This window comes from Streptomyces sp. NPDC111516 (assembly GCF_055635345.1).
Genome location: NZ_JBVKBV010000001.1, coordinates 642,798 through 669,004, shown reverse-complemented (window position 1 = coordinate 669,004; position 26,207 = coordinate 642,798). Strand labels below are relative to the sequence as shown.

The 26,207-nt window shown below is 72.0% G+C and carries 22 protein-coding genes, 1 pseudogene and 1 riboswitch; of the genes and pseudogenes, 7 read left to right on the top strand and 16 right to left on the bottom strand.

The features are described 5' to 3' along the window. The first annotated feature begins 45 nt into the window (after window positions 1-45). Window positions 46-2,082 carry a bifunctional glycosyltransferase 87/phosphatase PAP2 family protein gene (locus ACZ7L9_RS03150; protein WP_471412759.1) on the top strand — a complete coding sequence of 679 codons (2,037 nt, stop codon included), beginning with the start codon at window positions 46-48 and terminating at the stop codon, window positions 2,080-2,082. Between the two features lie 126 nt (window positions 2,083-2,208). Here the strand turns inward: ACZ7L9_RS03150 and ACZ7L9_RS03145 are convergent, their stop codons facing one another. Continuing rightward, window positions 2,209-3,231, bottom strand: coding sequence for an AEC family transporter (locus ACZ7L9_RS03145; RefSeq protein WP_471412054.1), 1,023 nt, complete (start codon window positions 3,229-3,231; stop codon window positions 2,209-2,211). Between the two features lie 154 nt (window positions 3,232-3,385). Further along, a complete protein-coding gene (locus ACZ7L9_RS03140) occupies window positions 3,386-4,645 on the bottom strand; it encodes a cytochrome P450 (RefSeq protein ID WP_471412052.1) in 1,260 nt (419 codons plus the stop codon). Window positions 4,646-4,980: 335 nt separating this feature from the next. Between ACZ7L9_RS03140 and ACZ7L9_RS03135 the strand changes: the two genes are divergently transcribed. Both ACZ7L9_RS03135 and ACZ7L9_RS03130 read left to right on the top strand, forming a co-directional pair. Continuing rightward, window positions 4,981-6,150, top strand: coding sequence for a steroid 3-ketoacyl-CoA thiolase (locus ACZ7L9_RS03135; RefSeq protein WP_471412050.1), 1,170 nt, complete (start codon window positions 4,981-4,983; stop codon window positions 6,148-6,150). 108 nt (window positions 6,151-6,258) lie between these two features. Further along, the gene (locus ACZ7L9_RS03130; protein ID WP_471412758.1) at window positions 6,259-7,554 is read left to right on the top strand and encodes an alpha/beta fold hydrolase; all 1,296 of its coding nucleotides are present in this window, start codon (window positions 6,259-6,261) and stop codon (window positions 7,552-7,554) included. Between the two features lie 15 nt (window positions 7,555-7,569). On the opposite strand, the gene ACZ7L9_RS03125 is transcribed toward ACZ7L9_RS03130, so the two are convergent. From ACZ7L9_RS03125 to ACZ7L9_RS03095, 7 genes are all read right to left on the bottom strand, one after another. Beyond that, on the bottom strand, window positions 7,570-8,199 hold the full coding sequence (locus ACZ7L9_RS03125) for a hypothetical protein (protein WP_471412049.1): 630 nt from the start codon (window positions 8,197-8,199) through the stop codon (window positions 7,570-7,572). A 486-nt stretch (window positions 8,200-8,685) separates the two neighbouring features. Continuing rightward, window positions 8,686-9,504, bottom strand: coding sequence for an ECF transporter S component (locus ACZ7L9_RS03120; RefSeq protein WP_471412047.1), 819 nt, complete (start codon window positions 9,502-9,504; stop codon window positions 8,686-8,688). Further along, the gene (locus ACZ7L9_RS03115; protein ID WP_471412045.1) at window positions 9,501-11,261 is read right to left on the bottom strand and encodes an ABC transporter ATP-binding protein; all 1,761 of its coding nucleotides are present in this window, start codon (window positions 11,259-11,261) and stop codon (window positions 9,501-9,503) included. The genes ACZ7L9_RS03120 and ACZ7L9_RS03115 overlap by 4 nt, the downstream gene beginning before the upstream one ends. Next, window positions 11,258-12,412 (bottom strand): energy-coupling factor transporter transmembrane component T, encoded by a 1,155-nt coding sequence (locus ACZ7L9_RS03110; protein ID WP_471412043.1) that lies wholly within the window; start codon window positions 12,410-12,412, stop codon window positions 11,258-11,260. Before ACZ7L9_RS03110 ends, ACZ7L9_RS03115 begins: the two co-directional genes overlap by 4 nt. Continuing rightward, window positions 12,409-13,089 carry an SCO2322 family protein gene (locus ACZ7L9_RS03105; RefSeq protein WP_471412041.1) on the bottom strand — a complete coding sequence of 227 codons (681 nt, stop codon included), beginning with the start codon at window positions 13,087-13,089 and terminating at the stop codon, window positions 12,409-12,411. Before ACZ7L9_RS03105 ends, ACZ7L9_RS03110 begins: the two co-directional genes overlap by 4 nt. Next, on the bottom strand, window positions 13,086-14,360 hold the full coding sequence (locus ACZ7L9_RS03100) for a prenyltransferase/squalene oxidase repeat-containing protein (protein ID WP_471412039.1): 1,275 nt from the start codon (window positions 14,358-14,360) through the stop codon (window positions 13,086-13,088). The genes ACZ7L9_RS03105 and ACZ7L9_RS03100 overlap by 4 nt, the downstream gene beginning before the upstream one ends. A 130-nt stretch (window positions 14,361-14,490) precedes the next feature. Continuing rightward, a riboswitch (cobalamin riboswitch) is annotated at window positions 14,491-14,564 on the bottom strand. A 183-nt stretch (window positions 14,565-14,747) separates the two neighbouring features. Further along, on the bottom strand, window positions 14,748-15,800 hold the full coding sequence (locus tag ACZ7L9_RS03095; protein ID WP_471412037.1) for an MBL fold metallo-hydrolase: 1,053 nt from the start codon (window positions 15,798-15,800) through the stop codon (window positions 14,748-14,750). Window positions 15,801-16,063: 263 nt separating this feature from the next. On the opposite strand from ACZ7L9_RS03095, the gene ACZ7L9_RS03090 reads away from it, so the two are divergent. Together ACZ7L9_RS03090 and ACZ7L9_RS03085 are read left to right on the top strand one after the other, a co-directional pair. After that, window positions 16,064-17,524 carry an aldehyde dehydrogenase gene (locus tag ACZ7L9_RS03090; protein ID WP_471412035.1) on the top strand — a complete coding sequence of 487 codons (1,461 nt, stop codon included), beginning with the start codon at window positions 16,064-16,066 and terminating at the stop codon, window positions 17,522-17,524. Continuing rightward, window positions 17,524-17,757 carry a ferredoxin gene (locus ACZ7L9_RS03085; RefSeq protein ID WP_471412757.1) on the top strand — a complete coding sequence of 78 codons (234 nt, stop codon included), beginning with the start codon at window positions 17,524-17,526 and terminating at the stop codon, window positions 17,755-17,757. The genes ACZ7L9_RS03090 and ACZ7L9_RS03085 overlap by 1 nt, the downstream gene beginning before the upstream one ends. Before the next feature lie 53 nt (window positions 17,758-17,810). Here ACZ7L9_RS03085 and ACZ7L9_RS03080 read toward each other — a convergent pair whose 3' ends face one another. Beyond that, on the bottom strand, window positions 17,811-18,392 hold the full coding sequence (locus ACZ7L9_RS03080; protein ID WP_471412033.1) for a hypothetical protein: 582 nt from the start codon (window positions 18,390-18,392) through the stop codon (window positions 17,811-17,813). Between the two features lie 99 nt (window positions 18,393-18,491). After that, a pseudogene (locus ACZ7L9_RS03075) lies at window positions 18,492-18,638 on the bottom strand (extracellular catalytic domain type 1 short-chain-length polyhydroxyalkanoate depolymerase); the annotation flags it as partial. Between the two features lie 175 nt (window positions 18,639-18,813). Here ACZ7L9_RS03075 and ACZ7L9_RS03070 point away from each other — a divergent pair. Together ACZ7L9_RS03070 and ACZ7L9_RS03065 are read left to right on the top strand one after the other, a co-directional pair. After that, complete coding sequence (locus ACZ7L9_RS03070) at window positions 18,814-19,656, top strand: 3-hydroxybutyrate dehydrogenase (protein ID WP_471412031.1); 843 nt, start codon at window positions 18,814-18,816, stop codon at window positions 19,654-19,656. Between the two features lie 30 nt (window positions 19,657-19,686). After that, on the top strand, window positions 19,687-21,666 hold the full coding sequence (locus ACZ7L9_RS03065; RefSeq protein WP_471412030.1) for a helix-turn-helix domain-containing protein: 1,980 nt from the start codon (window positions 19,687-19,689) through the stop codon (window positions 21,664-21,666). A gap of 72 nt (window positions 21,667-21,738) precedes the next feature. Here the strand turns inward: ACZ7L9_RS03065 and ACZ7L9_RS03060 are convergent, their stop codons facing one another. The 5 genes from ACZ7L9_RS03060 to ACZ7L9_RS03040 are packed head-to-tail and all read right to left on the bottom strand — an operon-like array spanning window position 21,739 to window position 26,207. Continuing rightward, complete coding sequence (locus ACZ7L9_RS03060; RefSeq protein ID WP_471412028.1) at window positions 21,739-22,641, bottom strand: alpha/beta fold hydrolase; 903 nt, start codon at window positions 22,639-22,641, stop codon at window positions 21,739-21,741. Next, the gene (locus ACZ7L9_RS03055; RefSeq protein ID WP_471412027.1) at window positions 22,638-23,783 is read right to left on the bottom strand and encodes a branched-chain amino acid ABC transporter permease; all 1,146 of its coding nucleotides are present in this window, start codon (window positions 23,781-23,783) and stop codon (window positions 22,638-22,640) included. The genes ACZ7L9_RS03060 and ACZ7L9_RS03055 overlap by 4 nt, the downstream gene beginning before the upstream one ends. Continuing rightward, on the bottom strand, window positions 23,780-24,667 hold the full coding sequence (locus ACZ7L9_RS03050; protein WP_471412025.1) for a branched-chain amino acid ABC transporter permease: 888 nt from the start codon (window positions 24,665-24,667) through the stop codon (window positions 23,780-23,782). The genes ACZ7L9_RS03055 and ACZ7L9_RS03050 overlap by 4 nt, the downstream gene beginning before the upstream one ends. After that, window positions 24,667-25,410, bottom strand: a complete 744-nt coding sequence (locus ACZ7L9_RS03045; protein WP_471412023.1) for an ABC transporter ATP-binding protein — start codon at window positions 25,408-25,410, stop codon at window positions 24,667-24,669. The genes ACZ7L9_RS03050 and ACZ7L9_RS03045 overlap by 1 nt, the downstream gene beginning before the upstream one ends. Further along, window positions 25,407-26,207, bottom strand: coding sequence for an ABC transporter ATP-binding protein (locus ACZ7L9_RS03040; protein WP_471412022.1), 801 nt, complete (start codon window positions 26,205-26,207; stop codon window positions 25,407-25,409). The genes ACZ7L9_RS03045 and ACZ7L9_RS03040 overlap by 4 nt, the downstream gene beginning before the upstream one ends.

The window sequence follows — 26,207 nt, the reverse complement described above, 5'->3', positions numbered from 1 at the left end:
GAACGGCGGGAGGGTCGGCGCAGCGTGGCGAACGCGGAGCACAGTGTGCGCGGAGACGCGGCGACGGGGGCGAGGACCGGGGTTGCCCGGGCCCTGCTCTGGCTGGTTGTGGCCGCACTGGCCGTCCGGCAGATGGCGGTGGTGCTGCGGCAGCCGCCGGGGGAACGGCTCACCGATCTGGAGACCTGGATCGGTGAGAATGGTGTCCTGCATGTGACGGGCTCGCTGTACGACAGCGACCGGTTCACCGGCACCCCGTTCGCCGGGCTCGTGCTGAAGCCACTGACCCGGACGGCGGAACAGAGCCTGGGCGTCGCCTGGACCTTCGGTTCGCTGCTGCTCGTCGCCGCACTGGGCATCGCCGCCGCCCGCGCGCTGCCGGGTCCGGTCACCCGCCGCACCTCACTGCTGGCCGCCCCGGTCGCGATCAGCCTGCTGATGGTGTCCCTGCCGGTCCGTAACGCGTTCCACCTGGGGCAGACCAGCATCCTGCCGGTTCTGCTGGTGCTGCTGGCCTGTTTCGCGGTCCGCGGGGAACGCGCCTCGGGCCTTTTGATCGGGATCGCGGCCGCGCTCCAGCCGACTGCGCTGCTCTTCGCGGTCCTGCTCTGGCTCACCGGCCGCCGGCGGGCCGCGGTGACCGGCGGCACCACATTCGCCGCCTGCACCGCCCTGGCCTGGGCCGCGATGCCGAGCGACTCGTGGACCTACTGGGTGCACCATGTCGCGGGCGCCGGGCTCGGTGACAATCCGGACAGCCTGGCCAATCAGTCCCTGCACGGCGCGCTGCTCCGGTTCGGTCTGGCGGGCCCGCTCGAAATCGTGCTGCTCGCGGTGCTGGCGGCCGTCGTCTGCTGCCTCGGGCTCCGCCGCGCCGTACGGTACGCCCGCGACGGGCAGCTACTGCTCGCCGTCGCCGTGACCGGTTGCGTCGCCGTCGCCGTCTCGCCGACCGCCTGGCAGCACCAACTGCTGTGGGTGCTGCTCGCCGTGGTCGGCCGGGTCGGCAAGCGGGCCTCCGACCGGCTGGTGTGGCCGGCGGTCGTGGTGCTCGTGATCACGCTGCCGGGGACGATGCTGCTGCCGAACGTGGCGGTGGTCTTCCCCCTGCGCGACAACGTGCTGCTGATCGCGGCACTCGGCGCGGCCTGCGCGGTGCCGTTCCTGCCGCGCACGTCGCCGTACTGGCAGCGGCCGATCCCGACCGACTACGCGGTCCCGGCTCCGGCCCGTTGGCGCCGCGTTCCCCTGTTGCCGTTCTGGCGGCGGGTGCTCAGCCGGCCCAACCTGCTGCTGGAACTGCTCCTGATCAGGGTCGTGTACTCCGCGTACGCGCAGGTCAGGCTCGCGGCGACGGCGGGCCGCGCCACGGCCGAACACCACGGCCGTCAGATCCACTCCCTCGAACAGTGGCTGCACATCGACATCGAGCACTGGGTCAACCACGCGGTCGTCGAGGTCGCCTGGCTGAAGGAGTTCTTCGACTACTACTACTCGACGTTCCACTTCATCGTGCCGTTGGCGATCCTCGGTGTGCTGTACGTACGACGCCCCGCCGACTACCGCTGGGTCCGCAGCTCCATAGGCTTCGCCACGCTTCTCGCGCTGATCGGCTTCTGGCTCTACCCGCTGGCCCCGCCCCGGTTGATGCCTGGGCTGGGTTTCATCGACACGGTCCATGGCGTCCAGGACTTCGCGAAGCCGGACTACGGGACGCTGACCGCGATGACCAATCAGTACGCGGCGATGCCTTCGCTGCATTTCGGCTGGTCGCTCTGGTGCGGTGTGGTCATCGTCATGCTGGCCCCGAAGCCGTGGATGAAGGCGCTGGGGCTGCTGCACCCGCTGTTCACGGTCTCCGCGATCATCGCCACGGCCAATCACTGGGTGCTGGACGCGGTGGGCGGTGCGGCTGTCGTCGCGCTCGGCTTCGGGCTGACCCACGTTCTGTCGGGGCCCCGGAGACTGCGGTTGCCGACCGTGCCGGCGGCGGCGAAACCGCAGGACGACCTGGCCGTTTCGGTGCCGGTGCCGAGACCGGCCGACGACGCGGTGGGCAGCAAGCAGCATCAGGGCCTGTAGGTCGTCCGACAGGCTCTCAGGCGCCGAAGGGGTGCCGGGACGAAACCCCCGTTCCGGCACCCCTTCGGCATGGATCGCCGCCTGACCAGCATCCGCCCACCGGCCCGGCGCCGCCACTCGAACGGCTCAGGAGGACGTGCCCAGGGCCCAGGTGGCGAGGGACAGCGTCGCCATGGACACCACCGTCGAGGCCACCACGGAGTCGCGGGCCACGCGGGTGTCCAGGCCGTACTGCTGGGCGTAGATGAAGGCGTTCTGAGCGGTCGGCAGCGCGGAGCAGAGCACGACGGCCAGCAGCTGATGGTCCGGCAGACTCAGCAGCGGGCCGCCGACGACGAAGGCGATCAGGGGCTGGACCAGCGTCTTGAGCGCGACGGCCACCACGACCTCCGCACGTTTCGTACGCACCCCGGCCCAGTCGGGCTCCGCGTGCTCACCGCCCTCCGCGCGCCGTATCGCCGGAACACCGGTCGCCGGGCGGACGTTCAGGGACAGACCCAGCGTGATCAGGGCCGTCGGCACGGCGGCGGCGCCGAGGACGTCACAGGAGTGGGCGAGGGCGTGCGGCAGTCGCAGTCCGAGCGCGGAGACGACGACGCCCAGCAGTGAGGCCATGATGACGGGGTTGCGCACCGGCATGGTCAGCATCCGCCGGAACACCAGGCCCTTCCCGGAGCCCGCCCCCGCCCCCGGCCGCGGCCCCGCGCCCGATCCCGTGTCCAGCAGCGTCAGGATCACCGGGGAGACCAACAGCACCTGGAACAGGATGATCTGAGCGACGAACGACGCGTCGCCGAGCACCTGGACCGCCACCGGAATGCCGAGGTTGGCGGAGTTGACGTAGCCGGACGCCATGCTGCCGATCGCCCGGTCGGCCGTGCCCCGGCCGAACAGTCGGCCCGAGACCACGAAGCCGAGACCGCAGACCAGCGCCGTGCCTGCCGCGAAGGCCACCATCGAGGAGTTGGCGAAGGCGTCGAGACGCGCCCCGGAAACCATGGTGAACAGGGCGGCGGGCATGGCCACATGGAAGACGAACCGGCCGAGCACGGCCTCCGCCTGCTGCCCGAGGAGACCGCTGCGGCCGATCGCGTAGCCGATCGCGGTGAGCATCCAGATGGGGGCGAAGGCGGAGAGCAGGGCGTGCATGCCCGCCATGATCCTCGCGCTGTTGTGCGCTTCTTGACCGGGGGTTCGGACGGGGTGCGGGCGTGTGCCGGTACGGACGGCGGGGGCCGGGGCGTGCGAAGGAGGCCCCCGGCCCCCGCCGTCCTGAGCTTCCGCCTCCCGGCTTCCGGCGGAGTCAGTGCCGGGCGTCGACGGCGGTGCTGACCTGAAGCTGCTTGATCCCGTTGAGCCACGCCGAGCGCAGCCGCCGCGGGTCGCCGACCAGCCGCAGGTCCGGCATCACATCGGCGATCGCGTTGAAGATCAGGTTGATCTCCATCACGGCAAGGGACTTGCCGAGGCAGAAGTGCGGACCGCCGCCGCCGAAGCCGAGGTGCGGGTTGGGATCGCGGGAGATGTCGAAGGTCCCCGGACTCTCGAAGACCTCGGGGTCGTTGTTGGCCGAGGAGTAGAACAGCCCGACCCGGTCGCCCTTCTTGATCTGCTGCCCGCCCAGTTCGACATCCTGGGTGGCGGTCCGCTGGAAGGAGACCACGGGGGTGGCCCAGCGGACGATCTCCTCGGCGGTCGTCTCCGGCCGTTCGCTCTTGTAGAGCTCCCACTGGTCGGGGTGGGTGAGGAAGGCGTGCATGCCGTGACTGATGGCGTTACGGGTGGTCTCGTTGCCGGCGACGGCGAGCAGGATCACGAAGAAGCCGAACTCGTCGGAGGAGAGGTTCCCCTGCCCCTCCGCGGCGACCAGCTGGGAGACGATGTCCTTGGCCGGACACTCCTTGCGGGCGGCCGCCAGGTTCATCGAGTACGAGACGATCTCCATGGCCGCCTCGGTGCCGACCTCCTCGGTGATCGCGTACTCCGGATCGTCGTACGCGGCCATCTTGTTGGACCAGTCGAAGATCCTGGACCGGTCCTCCTGCGGTACGCCGATGAGTTCGGCGATGGCCTGGAGCGGCAGTTCGACGGCGATGTTCGTGACGAAGTCGAAGGAGCCGTCGTCGTCGGCCGCGGTGAGCGCCGTCTCGACGATCGAGCGGGCGCGACTGCGCAGAGCCTGCTCCAGGGAGCGGATCGCCCGGGGTGTGAAACCCCGTTGGACGATCTGACGGACCCGGGTGTGCTCGGGCGGATCCATGTTCAGCATGATCAGCTTCTGGACCTCGATCTGGTCGCGGTCGATCGACTCGTTGAAGCGGATGACCGCGGTGTTGGTGTTCGAGGAGAACAACTCGGGGTGCGTGGAGATGTACTTGACGTCCGCGTGCCGGGTGACGACCCAGTAGCCCTCGTCGTCGAAACCGGAGATACCGGCCGGCTGGGTACACCACCAGACCGGTGCGGTTTGCCGCATCTGCGCGAACTCCGGGTGCGGTATGCGGGCTTGAAGCAGATCGGGGTCGGTGAAGTCGAACCCTTCGGGCAGATGGGGGCAGGGCATCGGCAACTCCAGGTCGGTCCGAGGGCCGCCCGAAAGGTGTCTGACGGCCCATCAGAAGTTGCCCGAAAGGTAGTAACGAGTTCTACAACTGGCAAGAGGGGCGGCCCGATCTGTTGCGTGAAGGGTGGGTGAAGCAGGCACGAAGTGGGCGCAAGGTGCGTGCACGACCCTTGCGTACCGGGGGTAAGCCTCATAAGACTGCATGGATAACTAGAACGCGTACTAGTGCCGTGACTGGCAGCGTTTGCCCCGGGGCAGAGCTTGCCGGGAGGGGCGCTGATTCCTTCCGCGGGCGCCGGGACGCCCCTGCGGAAGGGCGAGGAGAGGACGAGCTCATGGCCGCGGAACCCGTCATCGTCGAAGCCGTACGCACGCCCATCGGAAAGCGTGGAGGCGCGCTCGCCAATCTGCATCCCGCCTATCTGCTGGGCGAGACCTATCGAGAACTCCTCGGCCGCACCGGCATCCACGCCGACTGCGTCGAACAGATCGTCGGCGGCACGGTGACCCACGCCGGCGAACAGTCGATGAACCCGGCCCGCAACGCCTGGCTCACCGTGGGTCTTCCGTACGAGACCGCCGCCACCACCGTGGACTGTCAGTGCGGCTCCTCGCAGCAGGCCTCCCACATGGTCGCCAACATGGTCGCGGCCGGAGTCATCGACATCGGCATCAGCTGCGGCGTCGAGGCCATGTCGCGGGTGCCGCTGGGCAGCGGCTCCAAGCACGGACCGGGCAAGCCCTGGCCCGACGAGTGGAACGTGGACCTGCCCAACCAGTTCGAGGCCGCCGAACGCATCGCCCGCAAACGCGGGCTGACCCGGGAGAACGTCGACTCGCTCGGGCTGATCTCGCAGGAGCGGGCGGCCGTCGCCTGGGCCGAAGAACGGTTCAAACGGGAGACGTACGCGGTCCAGGTGCCGACCACCGAGGAGGAGCAGGCGGCCGGGCAGGGCATGTGGCGCCTGGTCGACCGGGACGAGGGGCTGCGGGATTCCACGATGGAGGGGCTCGGCCGGCTCAAACCGGTCATGCCCACCGCGGTCCACACCGCGGGCAACTCCTCGCAGATATCCGACGGCGCCTGCGCGATCATGTGGGCGTCAAAACGGATGGCGCGGGCGCTCAAGCTCAAGCCGCGCGCCCGGATCGTCGCGCAGGCGCTGGTCGGCGCCGACCCGCACTTCCACCTCGACGGACCGGTCGACGCGACCCGCGCGGTGCTCGGCAAGGCCGGGATGTCGCTCAAGGACATCGACATCGTCGAGATCAACGAGGCCTTCGCCTCGGTGGTGTTGAGCTGGGCCCAGGTCTTCGAGCAGGACCTCGAAAAGGTCAACGTCAACGGTGGCGCCATCGCGCTCGGCCACCCGGTGGGCGCCACCGGGGCCCGGTTGATCACCACGGCCCTGCACGAACTGGAGCGCCGTGACAAGGAGTTCGCGCTGATCACGATGTGCGCGGGCGGCGCGCTGGCGACGGGGACCATCATCCAGCGGCTGTGAGCGCGCGGCCCGTCCAGCAGGGAGGACCCCGGACCGGAGGTGTTGCCAGGTGTACCTCCGGTCGGGGGGCCACGCCGGTACCGGCGCGGCGTGCGGCTGCGTAGCTTCATGGCCATGGACAACAACAGCCGTACGCACACAAGAACGTGGGACGATCACAAGCGCCGCCGCGCCGCCCGTCGAAGGGTGACGGCCGCAGCCGTGGTGGTCCTGGCCGCACTCGGCACCGCACCGGCCGCCGCCCAGCAGCCCACCGGTGGGACCGGGTCGTCCCGCTCGACCGAAGCGCACGGCAGAGGCACCCTGCTGGACATCACCCCCGTGGCCGACCTGGACCGCGCCGATGTCGCCCGCTTCCTCGCCTCCGGGGGGATGGGCACCGACAGCGTCCGGCACGGCCTGCGCGCCTACCGCCTCACCTACCGCACCGTCACGCCGCAGGGCGCACCCACCACCGCCACCGGCCTCCTAGCGCTCCCCAAGGGCGGCCCGCACCGCCTGGACCTGGTCTCCGACACCCACGGCACGATGGCCCACCGCGACTACGCACCCTCCGTCGGCGAGGACTTCGGCCGTTTCGCGCCCTACCTCCACGCCTCCGCGGGCCGCGCCGTCGCCGCCCCCGACTACCTGGGCCTCGGCAAGGGCCCGGGCCGCCACCCGTACATGGACACAAAGTCCGCCGTCACCGCCTCCGTCGACATGCTGCGGGCCTCCCGCACCGCCGCGCTGCGCCTGAACCGCCCGCTCACCGGCGATGTGTACGCCAGCGGCTTCTCCCAGGGCGGCCAGGTCGCGATGGCGCTGGGCAGGGCCCTCGGCAACGGCGTCGACCGGCACTTCCGGCTCCGCGCCCTCGCCCCCGTCTCGGGGCCGTACGACATCGAGCACGCCGAGATGCCCGCCCTGTTCGACGGCAGGGTCAACGACATCAGCGGCAACTTCTACATGACCTACTTCCTCACCGCGCAGAACAGGCTCCACCCGCTGTACAAGGACGCCTCCGAGGCGTTCCGGGAGCCGTACGCGGGAATCGTCGACGACCTCTTCGACACCAACCACACCGAGGAGCAGATCATCCCGGCGCTGCCCGCGACGCTGAAGGAACTGCTCACCGACGACTACTACCGGCAGGTCCAGCGCCCCGCCGGCGCCCTCCTGTCCGCGGTACGCGCCCAGGACGGCAACTGTGCCTGGAAGCCGGACGTCCCCGTACGCCTCTACTCCTCGTCCGGCGACACCGACGTACCGATCGCCAATGCCCGTGACTGCGCCGCCGATCTGGCCGCGCACGGTGTCCGGGCACCCGTGGTCGACCAGGGTTCGACCGGCCACAACGCCACGTACATGAAGTCGGGGCCGCAGATCGTGCGTTGGTTCGACGCGGTCGCCGCGCGGCGCTGAACCCGGTGGCGCCGCTCAGTACGGCATGTGGGTGGGAAACGTGGTGGTGGGGCCGAACAGGGTGGCGTATCCGTCTTCGTGCTGGCGGCGGTGGCGCCCGGACCGGTTCACCTCGGGGACCGGGGTCGAGAGCGTGAGCCGTCCGTCGTTCGCGAGCTCCTGGATGCGCGTCAGCAGCGCCCGCACGTCCAGGCCGAGTTCGGCGGCGACCGTCTGTACGTCGAGACCGGACTCCCAGCTCCACAGCAGCACGGAGTCCATGCTGGGCGACCAGGCGACGGGGATGTCCACCTCGGCGGGCGGCAGCAGGGGAGGGGGAGGAGCCGGGACCGGTGGCGTTTCCGGTGATGCGGCGAGCGGTGCGACGGGCACCTCTTCGCGCGGATGCGCTACGGGGACCTCGGGTGCGGAAGGGGGTTCGTCCGCCACCTCCTGCGCCGCTTGTCGGGCCCGGTTCAGGAGCTCCTTGGCGAGGGACCTCGCGTCACCGCGGCCCACCGTGCGTCGCGCCAATCGCACTTCGCGCTCGTTCAGGCCCATCATGTCCGCGATCGAGCCGTCGTCGCCGACCGTGACGGCGAACGCCGCGAGCATTCTGCTCCGTTCCGCCTGCGCCTCGTCCAGCAGAGCCTGTGCCAGACGCATGCGTTCGTCGCTGGCGCAAAAGGCCTCCGCCAGAAGAGTGTTCCGATCCCAGAATTCACGAGGTTCCACGTACGTGACAACGCTTCGGCGGCCGACAGGCACGGACAGCGGACCAAAATGCGCCTAGATGGACCAACGAGTAATTAAGTTGGCCAAGTTATAGGAAGTAGTCATTTGCTGATTTTTGCCAGTGCCGGCCGGTACCGACCGGCGGTCGGTGCCTTCGCGCGAGGTCATGGGGTTCCGGGAACAGCGCGGCGTCGCCGATCATCGGCTTCGCGGTGTCCCTTAGAGGAGCTCACGAAAATGGGCGCCCGGCTCGCGACGCCTGGCACGCACGCTCGCTGCGTTGCCGAAATGCCCTGGTAGCTCCTTCCCCGAGCTCTTGAAGAGCAGGGGAGACCCCATCCGAGGACCTTCCAGCGCCTTGCGATCGCACGCACCAGACGCCGCGAGCTGATCGGACTCCCATTTTGTGAGCTCCTCTTACTCGCCGGGGGCGTCGAACGCGACCTGGGCCTCGAAGGCGGCGCGGCGCGTGGCCCGGCGCAGCGCCTTCAGCAGCGTCGCGCCGATGGCCAGGGTCAGCACCAGGGTGAGCACGGCCCGGCCGAGGTCCCAGCCGAGCGACGTGGCCGTGCAATAGGCGAGGAAGCGGACCAGGTTCTCCGGCAGCGGGTCCCCCGGGTGGAAGGAGATCCCCGAGCCGAGCCCGGGCACGATCGTCCAGCCGTACAGGTTCATCACCGTGCCGTACGCGAACGCGGCCACGAACCCGTACGCCGCGAGCATCAGCAACTCGGCCCGCCCGCGCAGCCGGTCCGGGCCCGGCAGCAGGCCCGCGCCCATCGTGAACCAGCCCATCGACAGCATCTGGAACGGCATCCACGGCCCCACTCCACCGGTGAGCAGCGCGGACGCGAACATCGTCACCGAGCCGAGCACGAAGCCGAAGCCGGGCCCCAGCACCCGGCCGCTCAGCACCATCAGGAAGAACATCGGTTCCAGCCCCGCCGTGCCCGCGCCCAGCGGGCGCAGCGCGGCGCCGACCGCGGCCAGCACCCCCAGCATCGCCACCGCCTTCGCGTCGAGGCCGGAGTCCGCGATCATCGCGACGACCACGCCGACCAGCAGCGGCAGCAGCGCGGCGAACAGCCACGGCGCGTCCTGGGAGTGCGCCAGGCCGGAGTCGGCACCGGCCAGCAGCGGCCAGCCGAACGCGACCACGCCGATCGCGCTGATGAGGACGAGCGCGGCGATCGCGCGCGGCCCGAGCCGTACCGGCCGTGTCCGGTTCCCGCTCACGACGCGGCTCCCAGCGCGCCGCGCACCTGCGCCACGGTCAGCCACTCCTGCGGGGCGAGGATCTTCGCGGTCTGCGGGGCGAAGGCCGGGGAGGAGACCACCACCTGCCGGGTCTCCCCGTCCGCGACGGTCTCCCCGTCGGCGAGTATCACCACCCGGTGCGCCAGCTCGGCGGCGAGTTCCACATCGTGCGTGGCCAGGACGATCGCGTGGCCCTCGGCCGCGAGGCCGCGGAGCACCCCGACCAGCCGGGCCTTCGCCGCGTAGTCCAGGCCGCGGGTCGGCTCGTCCAGGAGCAGCAGCGGGGGCCTCGCGGTCAGCACGACGGCCAGGGCGAGCGCGAGGCGCTGGCCCTCGGAGAGGTCACGGGGATGGGTGTCGTCCGGCACACCGGGCAGCAGCTCGGAGACCAGGGCGCGGCAGCTGCCCGCGGCGGCGCCCGCGTCGGCGTCGGCCGCGGCGCACTCGGCGGCGACCGTGTCCGCGTACAGCAGATCGCGTGGTTCCTGCGGTACGAGTCCGACCCGGCGCACCATCTCGCGCGGCTGCGTACGGTGCGGGGCCCGGCCGCCGACGAGGACGGTGCCCGTGGTGGGCTCGACCATGCCGACGAGCGTGGCCAGCAGGGTGGATTTGCCCGCACCGTTGCGGCCCATCAGGGCGACGGTCTCGCCGGCGGCGACGGCGAGCGTCACCCGGTGCAGCGCCTCGACGCGCCCGCGCCGTACGCCGAGCCGCTCGACCCGTGCGGGGGCGTCGACGACCGGCTCGGAAGCGGCGGTGGTGGGTGTGCCGCGGCCCAGCAGCCGGGCGAGCATCCCACGCCGCGGCGCCGGGACGGCGGGCAGCGGCGCCAGCGCGATCCCGGCCGCACCGGTCGTCCCCGCAGCCTCGTGCATCCCGGGTACACCGATAGCACCAGCCGCTCCGCCCGGCTGTGTCCGCGCCAGCAGGTCCCGCAGGTCCGACGCCCGGCGTCGGGCGTCGCGGACCGAGAGCGGCAGGGGCTCCCAGCCCGCCAGCCGGCCCAGTGCGACGACCGGCGGGTGGACCGGGGAGACGGCCATGATGTCCGCGGGCGCGCCCATGACCGGTGCGGCGCCCGGCGACGGCAGCAGGACGACCTGGTCCGCGTACTGCACCACCCGCTCCAGCCGGTGCTCCGCCATCAGGACCGTCGTGCCCAGGTCGTGCACCAGCCGTTGCAGCACGGCGAGGACCTCCTCGGCCGCCGCCGGGTCCAGCGCGGACGTCGGCTCGTCGAGGACCAGGACCTTCGGGTGCGGGGTGAGGACCGAGCCGATCGCGACCCGCTGCTGCTGGCCGCCGGAGAGCGTGGCGATCGGCCGGTCGCGCAGCCCGGCCAGACCCAGCAGGTCGAGGGTCTCCTCGACCCGCCGCCGCATCACGTCGGGAGCCAGCCCCAGCGACTCCATCCCGTACGCCAGCTCGTCCTCGACCGTGTCGGTGACGAAGTGGGACAGCGGGTCCTGGCCCACCGTGCCGACCAGATCGGCGAGTTCACGTGGTTTGTGGGTACGGGTGTCGCGCCCGTCGACCGTGACCCGGCCGCGCAGCGTGCCGCCGGTGAAGTGCGGTACGAGACCGGAGACGGCGCCCAGCAGCGTCGACTTTCCGACCCCGGACGGACCGACGAGCAGCACCAACTCGCCCTCGGGCACGGTCAGATCGACCCCGGAGAGGGTGGGGCGCTCCGTCCCCTCGTACTGCACCGAGACCTGCTCGAACCGGATCACTGGATCTCCTTGGAACGCGGGGCGCCCGGCGACGGCGGCACGGGCGCCACCACCGCGGGCAGCAGCCCGATCAGCGCCGCGGCCGCGGGCCACAGCGGAAGCACCGGCGCGGCCAGCGGTACGACTCCGGGGTGCAGCGCCTCCGCGTCGACCTCGCCCGCCCAGATCATCGCCACGGCCACGGCGACCCCCGAACCCGCCACCAGCCAGGCACGCGCACCCCACCGGTCGGGCCGGTAGCGGGTACGGACCGAGCGGGCCCCGCCGAGCCACAGCCCGGCCAGCGCGGCGACCAGCCCGGCGACGAGCAGCGGCAGGCCGTACACCGCGCCCTGCGCGGCCAGCAGCCCGTACGTACCCGCGCACACCCCGAGCAGCCCGCCGAGCGTGAGGACGTTCGTGGTGTGCCGGACGGCGGGCGGGACCTGGGCGCTGCGCCCGTATCCGCGCGCGTCCATCGAGGCCGCCACCGCGACCGACCGCTCCAACGCGCCCTCCAGGACCGGGAGCCCGATCTGGAGGACCGCCTTGATACCGGCGGTCGGACGGCCCCGCAGCCGCCGTGCGGTGCGCAGCCGCACCACATCGGCGACCATGTTCGGCGCGAACGTCATCGCGACGACGACGGCGACCCCCGCCTCGTACAGCGCGCCGGGCAGCGACTTCAGCAGCCGGGCCGGGTTGGCGAGCGAGTTCGCCGCACCGAGACAGATCAGCAGGGTGGCCAGCTTCGCCCCGTCGTACAGCGCGAAGAGCAACTGCTCGGCGGTGACCCGGCCACCGATCCTGACCCCCTTCGCCCAGTCGGGCAGCGGCACTTCGGGGAGGGTGAACACCGGATGCGTACCGGGGATCGGCGAACCGAGAAAGACGGAGAAGACCAGCCGCACACCGACGACGAACAGCCCGATCTTGATGAAGGCCCCGTACGAACGGGCCCACGGCGCGTCCGTACGGCGCGCCGCGACCACATAGCCCGCCACCCCCACCAGCAGCCCGAGCAGCAGCGGATTGGTGGTCCGGGACGCGGCAGTGGCGAGGCCGAGCGCCCACAGCCACCAGGCCCCGGCGGGCAGGGCGTTGCCGCGGGTCGCCCCGGGGGCGCGCAGCGGGCGGCGCGGCCGGACCGGGCCGGTGGTCGGGGCGGTCATCCGCGGCGACGGCGGGCCTGTGCGACCGCGGCGATGCCGAGGACGAGAACGGCGCCGACACCGACGAGCACCCCGGCGGACGGACCACCGCCGGAGCCACCGGAGCCGCCGGCGGCGGACTCGGCGGGAGCCGCGGACGCGGAGGCGGCAGGCGTTCCGTGCCCGTCGCCCGAGACCTGTTCGCCGCAGCCCGAGCCCGGGTACCCGGATATGGCGCAGAGCAGCGCGTCGCTGCTGTAGCGCAGCGGCTTGGCCACCGAGGCGAGCGCCTCCGCGGTGCTCGCGTCCGGGTCGACCTGCGCGCACGCGGTACGCGGCGCGGGCGGTGTCTCCCCGGTTGGAGCGTCCGCCGCCGTGCCCGGGTCGATGACCAGCGCGACCCGCTTGCTGCCGTCCTTGGCCGGGGTGTCCGCGCAGATCTCCGCGAAGTCGGGGGAGCGGCGCGGTTTCGCAGAGTCCTGGGAGTCCTCGCTCACCGCGAACCGGAAGCCCTGCACCGTGCCGTCGTCCGGCCGGACCAGGGACGGGCCCTGGGTCGCGTACGTCCAGCCCGTGCCGGAGCCCTCCCAGAACGACCAGTACCGGTAGCCGGCCGCCTGGGCCGTCCCCGCGCCGAGCACGGCCAGGACGGCGCTCAGGACCACCAGGAGAGCGGCGGCCCTTCCCGCCCGCCTCACAGCTGCCGGTTCTTCCGGCGGCCGCTGATCAGGAAGCCGGCGCCCGCACCGACGACGAGACCGATGCCGATGTACCACCACACACCGCCGATCACGTCGTCCCCGCTGTGGACCTCGTCCTTCTCCGTGGCGACGTACCCGGTGTCGGCGGCCGGGTCGGGCGTCGTGATGGCCGCGGGCGCCGGACCGGTCGCGTTCAGCCGGTCGACGAGGTCGACGCCGCCGAAGTGGCGGGCGTCGGCGCCGGTCGCGTGCGCGGCCAGGATCAGCTGTGCGTACGCGGCGGGGCCGCTCTGCTCGGCCCAGGGCCCGGAGTTCTTCTTCAGCCAGGTCATGGCCTTGGTCGTCTTGTCCTGGTGGCCCGCGGCGGACAGCGCGACGACCGCGTCCGCGGTGTTGCCGAAGTCGGGCTGCGGGGTGGAGTCGGCGGCGCCGGGCATCGGTGCCAGGTCGAGATGACCGTCGGCGGCGAGCGCGTCCGCGAGGAAGTGGGCGCCGTTCTGGGCGGCCTGCTCGGGCGTGAGACCGGAGCCGGGGTGGCAGCTGGGCGCCTTGGACGAGGGGTTGTTCCCGACGGCCAGGGCCTTGCCCATCGTGCCGAGCACGGCGGCCGCGGTGGCGTCCGCGTTGGCGGCGAGCTTCCCGGCCTTGTCGGGCTGGTAGGCGAAGGCGCCGCCGTCCTTGCCGCCGCACGGTATCGCGAGCCCCAGCAGCGGGTCGTAGGGCGTCTTGCCGCCCGGGGTGGTGATGTCACCGAGCCGCTGGCCCTGCCGGGCGAGGGCGCCGATGACCAGCGAGGTGGAGTTGGCGTCGCTGGCCGCGCCCGCGGCGTAGCCCCAGCCACCGTCCTCGTTCTGTATGGACTTCAGCCAGCGGACCGCGTTGTTCACGGTCTCCCCGTGCCCGCCCACCTCGACGAGCGCCTGGACGGCGGCCGCGGTGGCGTTGGTGTCCAGCACGGTCTTCTCGGTGCACGGCTGGGAGACGTCGGGCCGGTACGCGGCGTAGGCGCCGTTGGAGCACTGCTGCGTGATCAGCCAGTCCACCGACTCCGTGGCGGGCGTGACGCCCTCGACCCGCTGGGCGAGGAAGGCCAGCGACTGCCGCCAGACCCCGTCGTAGGTGGGGTCCTTCGTGCCGTACAGCCCGGACGGCAGCGCGGCGGACGGCGAGGGCGACGGGGACGGCGCTGCGATCGCGGCCGGGGCAGCGGCCGCACAGAGCACGGTGGCGGTGGCGGCGAGCGTTGCTGCTCTGCGGCGTACGGTCATGGCGGGCGGGGCCTCTCCTGCGGGGGGTCCGGGCACAGGCACGCTCACGCACCAGGCTCCGGCCCCGTATACCTCGACGGTGCCGACCACCGGGGTTCCGGTGGTCGCGAGCCGGTCACGACCGCGGACAGGGCATTCCGACTCACCGTCCTGGAAGACGGTTCACGGCTGCGTGGTCAGTGCCGGATTCGCACCGGCTTCCCCCTGAACGGGCATGATGACGACGCGCACACTCTACCGGGCGGGTTCGGACGGGCTCCGGGCCGGTAGCGACGCGGGCCCCCGTCGCCGGGTGATCACACCGCGACGTACCTCATGGCGTGGGCCCCTTTCGCCGGGTGGTCACGCCACGACGTACGTCATGGCCCGACCCCTTTCGCCGGGTGGTCACACCGCGACGTACGTCACCGGCTCGCTCCCCGCCACCGCCTCCGCGCGCCCCAGTTTCACCAGCCGCCGCAGATGCGCCTCGGCCTCCGAGACGGCGATGTTCCGCGAACCGTGCGGGATCTGGGCCCAGGGCCGGTTCCACTCCATCCGCTCGGCGAGCTCCCACGGCGTCAGCGGTGTGGCCAGCAGCCCGAGCAGCCCGGTCAGCCGGTCCTCGTGATGGTCCAGGAGTTCCCGTACACGCCCCGCGGCATCCGCGAACGCGTACTGGTGGGCGGGCAGCACCTCCGCGGCCCCGAGCCCGCCGATGCGCTCCAGCGAGTCGAGGTAGTCGCCGAGGGGGTCGGTGACCGTCGTGTCGTCCGGGTCCTCGTACAGCCCGATGTGCGGGCTGATCCCCGGCAGCAGATGATCACCCGAGAAGAGCCTCCCCCGCCCCGGCAGATTCCCCGGATGCTCCTCCTCCAGATGCAGACAGACATGGCCGGGCGTGTGCCCCGGCGTCCAGATGGCCCGCAGCGTGCGCCCCGCCAGGTCCAGGAGCTCCCCGGGAACGATCTCCCGGTCCGGAAGCGCGGCCCGCAGCCCCGGCAGGGTTCGCATCCGGCCCCCGTCCGCCGCGGCGGCCCGCAACGGCGCGAGATGATCCTCGGGTGCACCGACCGCGCTGAGCTTCGCCGCCAGGTACTTCAGCCAGGTACCCGGTTCCGACTCCCGGGTCCGGCGCACGATCGCCGCGTCCGCCGCATGCATGGCGACCCAGGCCCCGGACGCCTCGCGCACCTGCCCGGACAGCCCGTGGTGATCGGGGTGGTGGTGGGTGATGACCACCCCGTGGATGTCACCGACACCCGTCCCGACGGCGTCGAGCCCGGCGGTGAGCGTGTCCCACGACTCCGGATCGTCCCAGCCCGTGTCGATCAGGACCGGCCCCCGATCGGTGTCGAGGACGTGCACGAGGGTGTGGCCGAGCGGATTGTCCGGGATGGGGACCTTGATGCTGTGCACGCCCCCGCCGTGGTCGGTCACCTGCGCGGTCACCTGCGTCATGAGGCCCCATCTCTCTCGGCGGCGTGCAGTTGTGGTGAGTCGCGCCCACTGTAACCAGAACTGATGTCATTAGTAGCCCCAGTCGACTACCTGTGGGCGGTGCACGCACGCCGTGCGCCGGGCAGGTGATGAGGGGCCGATTCGCCGCTGTCCGGGCGGGCTTCGTCGCGGCCGTGGACTCCTGGAACTGGAACTGGTATCAGTTCTGACACAGGGTCAGACAATGAGTCGGGCAACGTGCCGGGCCGCGGGAGGCAGCAGTCATGACCGAGCTTGTCGAACACGGAAAACTGTTCATCGGCGGGGAGTTGGTCGATCCGCTGGGCCGGGATGTCATCGAGGTCGTATCCCCGCACACCGAACAGGTCATCGGCCGGGTGCCGCATGCCTGCGAGGGGGACGTGGACCGGGCCGTCGCCGCCGCCCGGCGGGCGTTCGACGAGGGGCCCTGGTCGCGGATGACCGTGGACGAGCGGATCGCGGTGATCACCCGGATCAAGGACGCCTTCGCCGCGCGGTACGAGGAGATCGCCCGGGTCATCAGCACGGAGAACGGCACCCCGTACACGTCGAGCGTCATGGTGCAGGCACTCGCCGCGATGATGGTGTGGGACGCGGCGATCACCGTCGCCCGCGGCTTCTCGTACGAGGAGCGCCGGGACGGGGCGCTCGGGCCGCTGCTCGTACGCCGGGAGCCGGTCGGGGTGGTCGCGGCCGTGGTGCCGTGGAACGTCCCGCAGTTCACCGCCGCCGCCAAACTCGCGCCCGCGCTGCTGGCCGGCTGCTCCGCCGTTCTCAAGGTGTCGCCCGAATCCCCGCTGGACGCCTACATCCTGGCCGAGATCGCCGCCGAGGCGGGGCTGCCGGAGGGGGTGCTGTCGATCCTGCCTGCGGACCGTGAGGTCAGTGAGTACCTGGTCGGGCATCCCGGCGTCGACAAGGTGTCGTTCACCGGGTCGGTGGCCGCGGGGCGCCGGGTGATGGAGGTCGCCTCCCGCAACCTCACCCGCGTCACGCTGGAACTGGGCGGCAAGTCCGCCGCCGTGATCCTCCCGGACGCCGACCTGGACGCGGCCGTCGCAGGCATTGTCCCCTTCGCCTGGATGATCAACGGCCAGGCGTGTGTTGCCCAGACCCGCATCCTCGTCCCGCGTTCCCGCTACGACGAGACGGCCGAGGCGTTCGCCGCCGCCGCGGGTGCGTTGAAGGTCGGCGACCCGCTCGACCCCGCCACCGAACTCGGCCCCCTCGTCGCGCGACGTCAGCAGCAACGCTCGCTCGACTACATCCGGATCGGCCAGGACGAGGGCGCCAAGATCCTTACCGGCGGCGGCCGTCCGGCGTCCCAGGAGCGGGGCTGGTATGTCGAGCCGACCCTCTTCGGTGACGTCGACAACTCCATGCGCATCGCCCGCGAGGAGATCTTCGGCCCCGTCATCTGCCTCCTGCCGTACGGCGACGAGGACGAGGCCGTACGCATCGCCAACGACTCCGACTACGGGCTCAGCGGCAGCGTCTGGACCGCCGACACCGAGCGCGGCATCGACGTCGCCCGCCGGGTCAGGACGGGCACGTACAGCGTGAACACCTTCAGCCTCGACATGCTCGGCCCCTTCGGCGGCTACAAGAACTCCGGTCTGGGGCGGGAGTTCGGCCCCGAGGGGTACGCCGAGTTCTTCGAGCACAAGATGATCCACCTGCCGGCCGGATACGAGGGGGCATGATGGGGGACCGCTGGTCCGTCGAGGTCGATCGCGGGGTCTGCATCGGCTCCGGGATGTGCGTGAACCAGGCACCGGCCGGATTCACGCTGGACTCCGCCCGGCAGTCCCACCCGTCGGTCCCGGAGACCGAGGCCAACGAGGCGATCCTCGCCGCAGCCGAGGGGTGCCCGGTGGAGGCGATCACGATCACGCTGATCGGCTCGGGGGAGGCCGTCTTCCCGCCGGAGGAGTAGGCGGGGGAGCCGGAGGGCGGCGACAGGTCAGAAGGCCTGGCTCTGGGCGCCGTTCATGGCGTGGGTGCCGGCGGCGTGGGCGTGCTGGTCACCTGGTTGCCGTCCGGGCCGACGTGGACCGTGACCGCGTTCGGCGGGTGCACGTTGGTGGCGGAGAGGTAGACGGTGTCCGAGGCCGGGTCGAAGTAGAGCTGTGCGGAGTCGGCGCGCACCAAGCTCTCGTCGAGCACCCTGCTGTGGACCCACTGCGCCCCCGCCGGTGCGAACTCGGCGAGTTCGGCGGGAATGGAGATGCCTTCGGGCTCGGCCCCTCCGCCCGCCGGCTGCATCTGTGTGGACGCCGTCAGGACGGCCACCGAGCCGGGGTCGAGCTCCATGAGGGCGCTGATGTAGTAGTCCGTAGGGCCGGGCACTCGGCTGTCCGCGCCGGGAGCCTTCTGCTGCCAGTGGGCCGAGACGATCCGACCGAGTTTCGGCAGGCGCTTGGCCAGCGGCTCGGTGTCGGTGTGGATCTCGGGGGTCTTCGAGCCCTCGGCCTTCACGTCGGTGGCGGGCCTGACCGCGCAGCCGGTGACCACAGTTGCCGCCAGCAGGAGCGCGCTCACCCGTACAAGAGATCTTTTGCGCTTCGTCACTGCTTCCCCCACCTCGCCTCAGGGCCTGCTATTCCACCACATGGCCTGTGAGGGCCAACTGGTGCGCTCGCAGCGCCTGATGACCAAAGAGGGATGGTCTCAGCCCGCGCACCCGTTGTCCGCGACCACGAAATAGCCCGCCGACGACTCCCGCAGCGTGTGCGTGACGAAGACGTTGTACAGGCCCATGTTCTCGTCCGAGCCGTTCGCGTACACGTAGCCGCCCGTGGTGTGCGCCCGTCCCGCCCGGTGCGCCCTGGTCCACCGACGGCCCGGACGCGACGCCCCGATCGCCCAGGGCGCGGCCCGTCGACGGCCCCGGCGAGGGCCCGCACCATGTACGCCGCCACCATGCCGACGTACGACGGTGTGTGCACCGACCCCGTGTGACGCGGGCTCCGGCCTCCTTACGGTGACGACCATGGAGACTCCTCAGAGCCCGGACCACGGGCCCGCCCCGCACGCCGCCCCGGCCACCGTCCCGCCGCTCGCCGCCGGTCCCTCGTCGTCGCCCACGGACCGGCTCCTCGCCGGACGCACCGCCCTGGTCACGGGGGCGGCGAGCGGGATCGGGCGGGCCTGCGCACAGGCCCTGGCCGCCGCGGGAGCCCACGTCCACGTGGTGGACAAGGCCGCCGACGCCGCCGAGGACCTGGCCCGGGCGATCGGCGGGACGGCGTGGGTTCTCGATCTTTCCGTTCCCGACGCGGTCGACACGCTGCCCGCCGACGCGGACATCGTGGTCAACAACGCCGGGCTCCAGCACGTCGCCCCGGTGCACGAATTTCCGCCGGACCGCTTCGCGCTGATCCAGCGGGTCATGGTGGAGGCCCCGTTCCGCATCTTGCGCCGGACCCTGCCGGGCATGTACGAACGCGGCTGGGGGCGCGTGGTCAACATCTCGTCCGTCCACGGTCTGCGGGCCAGCCCCTACAAATCGGCCTATGTGACGGCCAAGCACGCACTGGAGGGACTCAGCAAGGTGGTCGCGCTCGAAGCGGCGGAGCACGGGGTGACGAGCAACTGCGTCAACCCCGGGTACGTACGCACGCTCCTGGTCGAGAACCAGATCGCGGACCAGGCCCGTGCGCACGGCATCTCCGAGGAGGAGGTCGTGAGCCGGATCATGCTGGAACGCAGCGCGATCAAGCGCCTGATCGAACCCGACGAGGTAGCCGAGGCCGTGCTGTGGCTCTGCGGGCCGCGTACCGGGCACATCACCGGCACCTCCCTCTCCATGGACGGCGGCTGGACCGCCAACTGATCCCCCGCCCCCTACGAACGCCGGTTGCCCATGTCTGAACCGTCCGCCTCCGCCGCGCCCCATCTGCGGCGCCTCCTCGATCTGCTGGCCGACGACGCCCCCGCCGAGGCGCTGGGCGCCGTCTCCTCACAGGCGCGGGCCGCCGGGGTGCCCGCGGGCGATCTGGCGGAGGTGGAGCGGGCCACCGCCACCGCCCTGCGGATCAGGGGCGCCCTGCGCCAGCACCGGCGCCGCGAGCTCCAGCTCACCGCGCTCTTCGACACGGCGGGTGACCTGGCCGCCTCCCGCGACCTGGACGACGTGCTGAACGCCATCGTCCGCCGCGCCAGGATGCTGCTCGGCACGGACACCGCGTATCTCACGCTCCCCGACGAGGAGGCCGGGGACACCTACATGCGGGTCACCGACGGATCCGTGTCGGTGCTCTTCCAGCGGCTGCGGCTGGAGCTCGGCCATGGGCTCGGCGGTCTGGTGGCGCAGACCGCGAGCCCGTACGCGACCCCCGACTACCGCACCGACGAGCGCTTCCACCACACCCGCAACATCAACGCCGGGGTGCTCGACGAGGGGCTCGTCGCCATCCTGGGCGTGCCCCTGCTCCTGGGCTCCAGCCGGGGCGGTACGGGAAAGGTCATCGGCGTCCTCTTCGCCGCCGACCGCGCGCCCCGCGTCTTCAGCCCGGACGAGGTCGCCCTGCTCTGCTCGCTCGCCGCACACGCCGCGATCGCCATCGACACCGCCCGCGCACTCGCCGACACCCGGTCCGCCCTGGACGAACTCGCCGAGACGAACGCCGAGCTGGCCGAGGCCAATGCGGCCGTACGGGCCCACTCGGCGGCCATGCAACGGGCCGAGGAGTCCCACGACCGCCTGACCGACCTGGTGCTGCGCGGCCGCGACGTCAAGGACGTCGCCGCGGCGGTCGCGGGGCTGCTGGGCTCCCCGCTCACCATCCACGACCCAGGCGGGCGGCCCCTGGCGGCGGTCCGGCCCGACGGTGCGGACTTCGCCGCCGACAGCATGGACGCCGGGTGGCTGGCCGAGACCGCCGAGGAGTCCCGCACGGGGGCCCGCGCCGTGCACCGCGACGGCCGGTGGATCTGCGCCGTCCTCGCCGGGCAGGAACTCCTGGCCGGCCTGGTCCTGCACCGCCGCGAACCGCTCGACGACTCCGACCGGCGGCTGTTCGAGCGGGCCTCGGTGGTCACGGGCCTGCTGCTGCTGCTGCGACGTACGGTCGCCGAGACCGAGAACCGGATCCGCGGTGAACTGATCAGCGACCTGCTCACTGACGCGGACCGCGACCCGGCCGGGCTCGCCGAACGCGGCCGGCGCCTCGGTATCGACCTCGACCGCCCGCATCTGCTGCTGGTGGCCGAGGGCGGCACCCGGGAGCGGCTGGCCCCTGCCGCGATGCGCTATCTGTTCGGCGGTGACACCCACGGGGTGAGCGCCGAACACGCCGGGCACGTCGTGCTGTTGATAGATGCCGGTGACCCCGGCCCGGCCGCCGGTGACGCGGCGCGCGCGGCGGCGGCACAGCTCGGGCAGCTGATCCAGGCCCCCGTCACCGTCGCCGCCACCGGACCGGCTCGCGGCGCCCGGGAGCTGGCCTCCGCATACGGCGAGGCTGCCCGCTGTCTGCGCGCCATGCGGGTCCTGGGGCGTACGGGGGAAGGCGCGTGCGTCGAGGAACTCGGTTTCCTGGGTGTCGTGCTGGGCAACGCCCAGGACGTCGACGGCTTCGTCTCGGCGACGCTGGGGCCCTTGCTGGAGTACGACGCGCAACGCGGCACCCATCTCGTGCGGACGCTCGGCGCCTATTTCGGGTCCGGCGGCAGCCTCATCCGCGCCAAGGACGAACTTCACGTGCACGTCAACACGGTGGTGCAGCGGCTGGACCGGGTGCAGGTGCTGCTGGGGCGGGACTGGAACGAGCCCGGCCGGGCGCTGGAGCTGCAACTCGCCTTGCGGCTGCATGCGTTGAAGGGTGCGCGGGAGGAAGGGTAGGGGCCGTCCGGCCGCTTGGGGGCGGGTTCCGCTGCCCGTGCCCTCAAGCGCTGGACGGCTGACATGCTGTCCTCAGGCGCCGGACGGGCCGGCGGCGCCGGACATCGTCAGCAAGTAGCCGGCGATCTCGTTGCCGCCCGCTTCTCCCGTCAGCAGCGTGTAGTGGTTGACGTCCCGTACCGGTACCGGCGTCACCCCGGTCCCCCCGAGGTCGGCCGCCGCCAGGCGGGTCTCGTCGTACAGGCCCTGCTCCTCGTTCATCAGGCCCCGCTGCGCCCACAGCAGCGTCGCCGGGACCGGCAGCTTCCGTACCGCCGTCAGCACCTCCTCGTCGAAGAGGTTGATGCCGTCGGCGCGTACCGCCTCGATCCGGCAGCTGGAGTGCATGACGGGTTCGTCCCCGGTCAGATCGCGCTGGATGTACGCGTCCACCTCGTCCGACCAGGCATCCGCGAACGCGGGGTGCGCCTGCCAGAAGGAGCGGTACGCGGCCCGGTCCGGGAAGGTCATCGACAGCCGGTCCATGGCCGGGCCGATCACGGCGGTCAGCAGCTCGTCCGGGGAGAGATGCGTGGGGGCGGGGAAGCCGATGCCGCCGTCGACCAGCAGCAGTGGCCCGAACCGTTCCGGGTGGCGTACGGCGGCCAGCGCCGTCACGAACGCGCCCATCGAATGGCCCGCCAGCACCACCCGGCCCAGGCCCAGGGCCTCCGCCAGCGCGGCGACGTCATCGGCGTGCTGGGCGATCCCGTACGGCCCCGGCAGGGCGGAACTCCCGGCCCTGCCGCGCAGGTCCGGGGCGATCAGGGTGACGCGGCCGGCCAGTGGACCGGCCACCGGACCCCAGGACAGTGCGTTGGCCGTGATGCCGTGCAGGGCGACGACGACCGGGGCGTCCGGCTCCTGGGCCGGCCACCTCAGTACCGCCAACTCGCCGCCGTTCACGGGGACCTGAATCTCTTCGTACGGAATCACGGCTGTCCGTTCTCCTTCCGGGCGCGCTTCGGGGGTGTTTCGTCGGTCGGGCCGCGGCGCGGCACCAGTCGGGACGGCAGCCGGGCCAGGCCGCCGGGCAGCAGGTGTACCACGGCCACGAACAGCACGCCGAGCAGGAACAGCGGCTGGGAGAGCGGCACCCGCAGCACCGCGGGCAGCTCGGCGACCGCGCCCGACCCGGCCAGATCGCCGAGCCGGTGATCGGCCCAGGTGTAGAGGATGCCGCCGACCATCGGGCCCCAGCGGGTCCCGGATCCGCCCAGTACCACCATCACCAGCAGGGAGAGGGTGAAGTCGGAGGTGGTCGTCTGCGGGGTCGAGCCGCCGGTGAGCAGCAGGTGGACGAGGCCGCCGAGCGCGGCCAGCGCACCCGCCAGGACGAATGCCGTCAGCTTGAAGCCGTACGGCTTCAACCCCAGCACCTCCACCCGGCGTTCGTTCTCCTTGATGCCCTCCCAGACCCGTCCGGTGGGGGAGCGGACCGCCCAGTGGACGACGGCGAGGGTGAGGACCAGATAGGCGAGCGCCACCCAGTAGAGGTTGGCGGTGTGCTCGATGCCCACGAGCCCGGACGGCAGCAGTTCGGCGGGGGCGGCCCGGCCCTCCTCGCCGCCGGTGAGGCCGCCGGGGTTGCGGGAGACCAGGATCGAGCCCGCCTGGGCGAAGGCCAGCGTCACCATGGAGAAGCCGATCCCGGTGACCCGCAGGCTCACCGACCCCAGCACCAGCGCGAGCGCGATTCCGGAACAGAGGCCGAGGAGCGCGGACACGGCGAAGGGGAGGCCCGCCTCCAGCAGGAACAGATTGGTGGCGTAGCTGCCGGCGGCGAAGTAGAGCGCATGCCCGAAGGAGAGCAGCCCGGTGCGGCCGAGCAGCAGGTCGTATCCGGTCGCCAGAGCCCCGAACAACAGGCAGGTGGCGAGGAGTTGGAGACTCCCCGGGCTGCCGAGCGGGCCGTCCAGGAGACCCGGCAGCGGCAGTTCGCTGTACGGCGCGACCGCGAGGATCAGCAGTGCGGCGGCGGGCCACCAGCGGCGCAGCAGCCGGGCGGTGTTCCCGGGGGACGGTGCGACCGTGGGTCCGTCGCCGGTGCGGTCGTGTGTCTCGGTGACGGTGCTCACGCGAGCCTCCCGGTCAGTCCGCGCGGCCGGACGAGCAGCAGCGCGGCGAGCAGGACGACGACGGCCAGGTCGCCGAGGCCCGCTGCGGTGTAGTAGTTGGCGAACTGCTGGACCAGGCCGATGACGACGGACGCCGCGGCGGCGCCGGTCACCGAGCCCATGCCCCCGGTGACGACCACGACGAACGCGAAGATCAGCAGCGAGGTGCCCTGGCGGGGGTCGACCGAGCCGAAGTACAGGCCGCCGAGTGCCCCGCCGAGGGCGGCGGCGCAGCCGCCGATCGCGAAGACGAGCGTGAACGCCCTGCGCACGTCGATCCCGAGGGCGGTGACCATCGCCCGGTCCTCGACCCCGGCCCGTACCACCAGACCGTGCCGGGTACGGCCGAGGAAGAGCCGCAGCGCCACGAGTACGACGACCGCCGCCGCGACGAGTACCAGCCGGTTGACCGGCACCCGCGCGCCGAGCAGTCCGAAGGTGCCGGACAGGGCCTCGGGGCCCGGGAAGGTCCGGGCGTCCGATCCCCAGATCCCCGACAGCAGCGCCGGGACGGCGAGTCCCACCCCGACCGTGGCGAGGACCTGCTCGCGGGGCCGGGTGTAGAGCGGGCGGACGACGGCGAGTTCCAGCAGCACGGCGGCCGCGGTGCCCACCGCTGTACCGAACAGCACCGCGAGGACGAAGCCCGCACCGTCCGGGCCGGCGCCGGGCAGATTCCCGGACGCCGCCCACCAGGTGCCGTACGCGCCGATGGAGAGCAGCGCCCCGTGCGCGAAGTTGAGCACGTCCATCAGCCCGAAGATCAGTGAGAGTCCCGAGGCGATCAGGAAGTAGAGGGCTCCCAGACCGAGTCCGGTCATGGTGAGCAGGACGACGGTGGACATCAGGAATCCGCCTCCACGGAGTGCGTAGTGAGCGGGCCGTGGCCCACGCCGAGCAGCCTGCGTGCCGCCTCGGCATCGCCCAGCAGTTCGGCAGCCGGTCCTTGATGGGCCGTCAGGCCGTCGGCGAGCACCGCGCAGTGCTCGGCCAGGCGGCGTACGACGGCCAGGTTCTGCTCCACGAGCAGTACCGGCACCGCCTCGGCGGCCCGCTCCAGCACCTGGGCGACCTCCGTGACCACCTTGGGCGCCAGGCCCTTGGTGGGTTCGTCGGCGATGATCAGCCGGTTGCCGTTGAGAAGCGTGCGTCCGATGGCCACCATCTGCTGCTGCCCGCCGGACAGCGTCCCCGCCAACTGCCGCTCCCGTAGCTTGAGTTCGGGAAACAGTTCATGGACGAGCTGGTACGCGGGCTCGCCCGCGCCGCGCCGCTGCGCCAGGCGCAGATTCTCCGCGACGGTCAGTCCGGCGAAGATCCCCCGGTCCTCGGGGGCGTATCCGATGCCCAGCCGCACCACGGTGTGCGTGGGCAGCGATACGGTCTCCTCGCCGTCCAGCCGCACGCTGCCGGTGCGCGGGACGAGGCCGAGGACGCCCCGTACGGTCGTGGTCTTCCCGGCGCCGTTGCGGCCGAGGAGCGCGGTCACTCCGTGCGGGGCGACGTCCAGGTCCACGCCGTGCAGGATGTGCCGGCCGCCGATCAGGACCCGCAGGTCCCGCACGGCGAGCAGAGGCTCTGTCGTCACAACCCCTCCCCGAGGTAGGCCTGTTGCACGGTCGGGTCGGCCGTCACGGCATCGGGGGTGTCCAGCGCCAGCAGCCGGCCGTGGTGCATCACAGCGAGCCGGTCGGCCAGGCCCAGCAGGACGTCCATGTGGTGCTCGACCATCAGGACGGTGCGCCCCTCGTCCCGGTGCAGGGTGCGGATCAGTTCGGTCAGCGCGGGCACCTCCTCGGCGCTCACCCCGGCCATCGGCTCGTCCAGCAGCATCAGCCGCGGCTCGCCCACCAGCAGCACCGCCAGCTCCAGCTTCCGCTTCTCGCCGTGCGACAGCTCGGACGCCGTCGCCCGGGCCCGGTGGCCGAGGCCGGTGCGCTCCAGTACGCCGTCCACCTCGGCGGTGTACGGGGCGGCGCGCCGCCACAGCCGGTACGAACCACCCCGGGCCGCCTGCGCGGCGAGCCGGACGTGGTCGGCCACGGTCATCCCCGGCCAGAGACTGGACGTCTGGAACGTGCGGCCGATGCCGCGCCGCGCCCGTGCGTGCGCGGGGCGGTCCGTCATGTCCGTACCGTCGAGCGCGATCGTGCCCGACGTCGCCATGGTCAGCCCGCTGATCAGGTTGAACAGGGAGGTCTTGCCGGCCCCGTTGGGGCCGATGAAGGCGAGGAACTCGCCCTCGTGGACGCTCAGTGTGACGTCCTCGACGATCGTCGCCCCGCCGACACCCCAGCAGAGCCCCTCCAGTTGAAGCACGGGAGCGGTGGTCCGCGTGCCGCCCGGGCGCTCCTCGGTGGTGTCCGGTATGCCCGGTACGGTCAT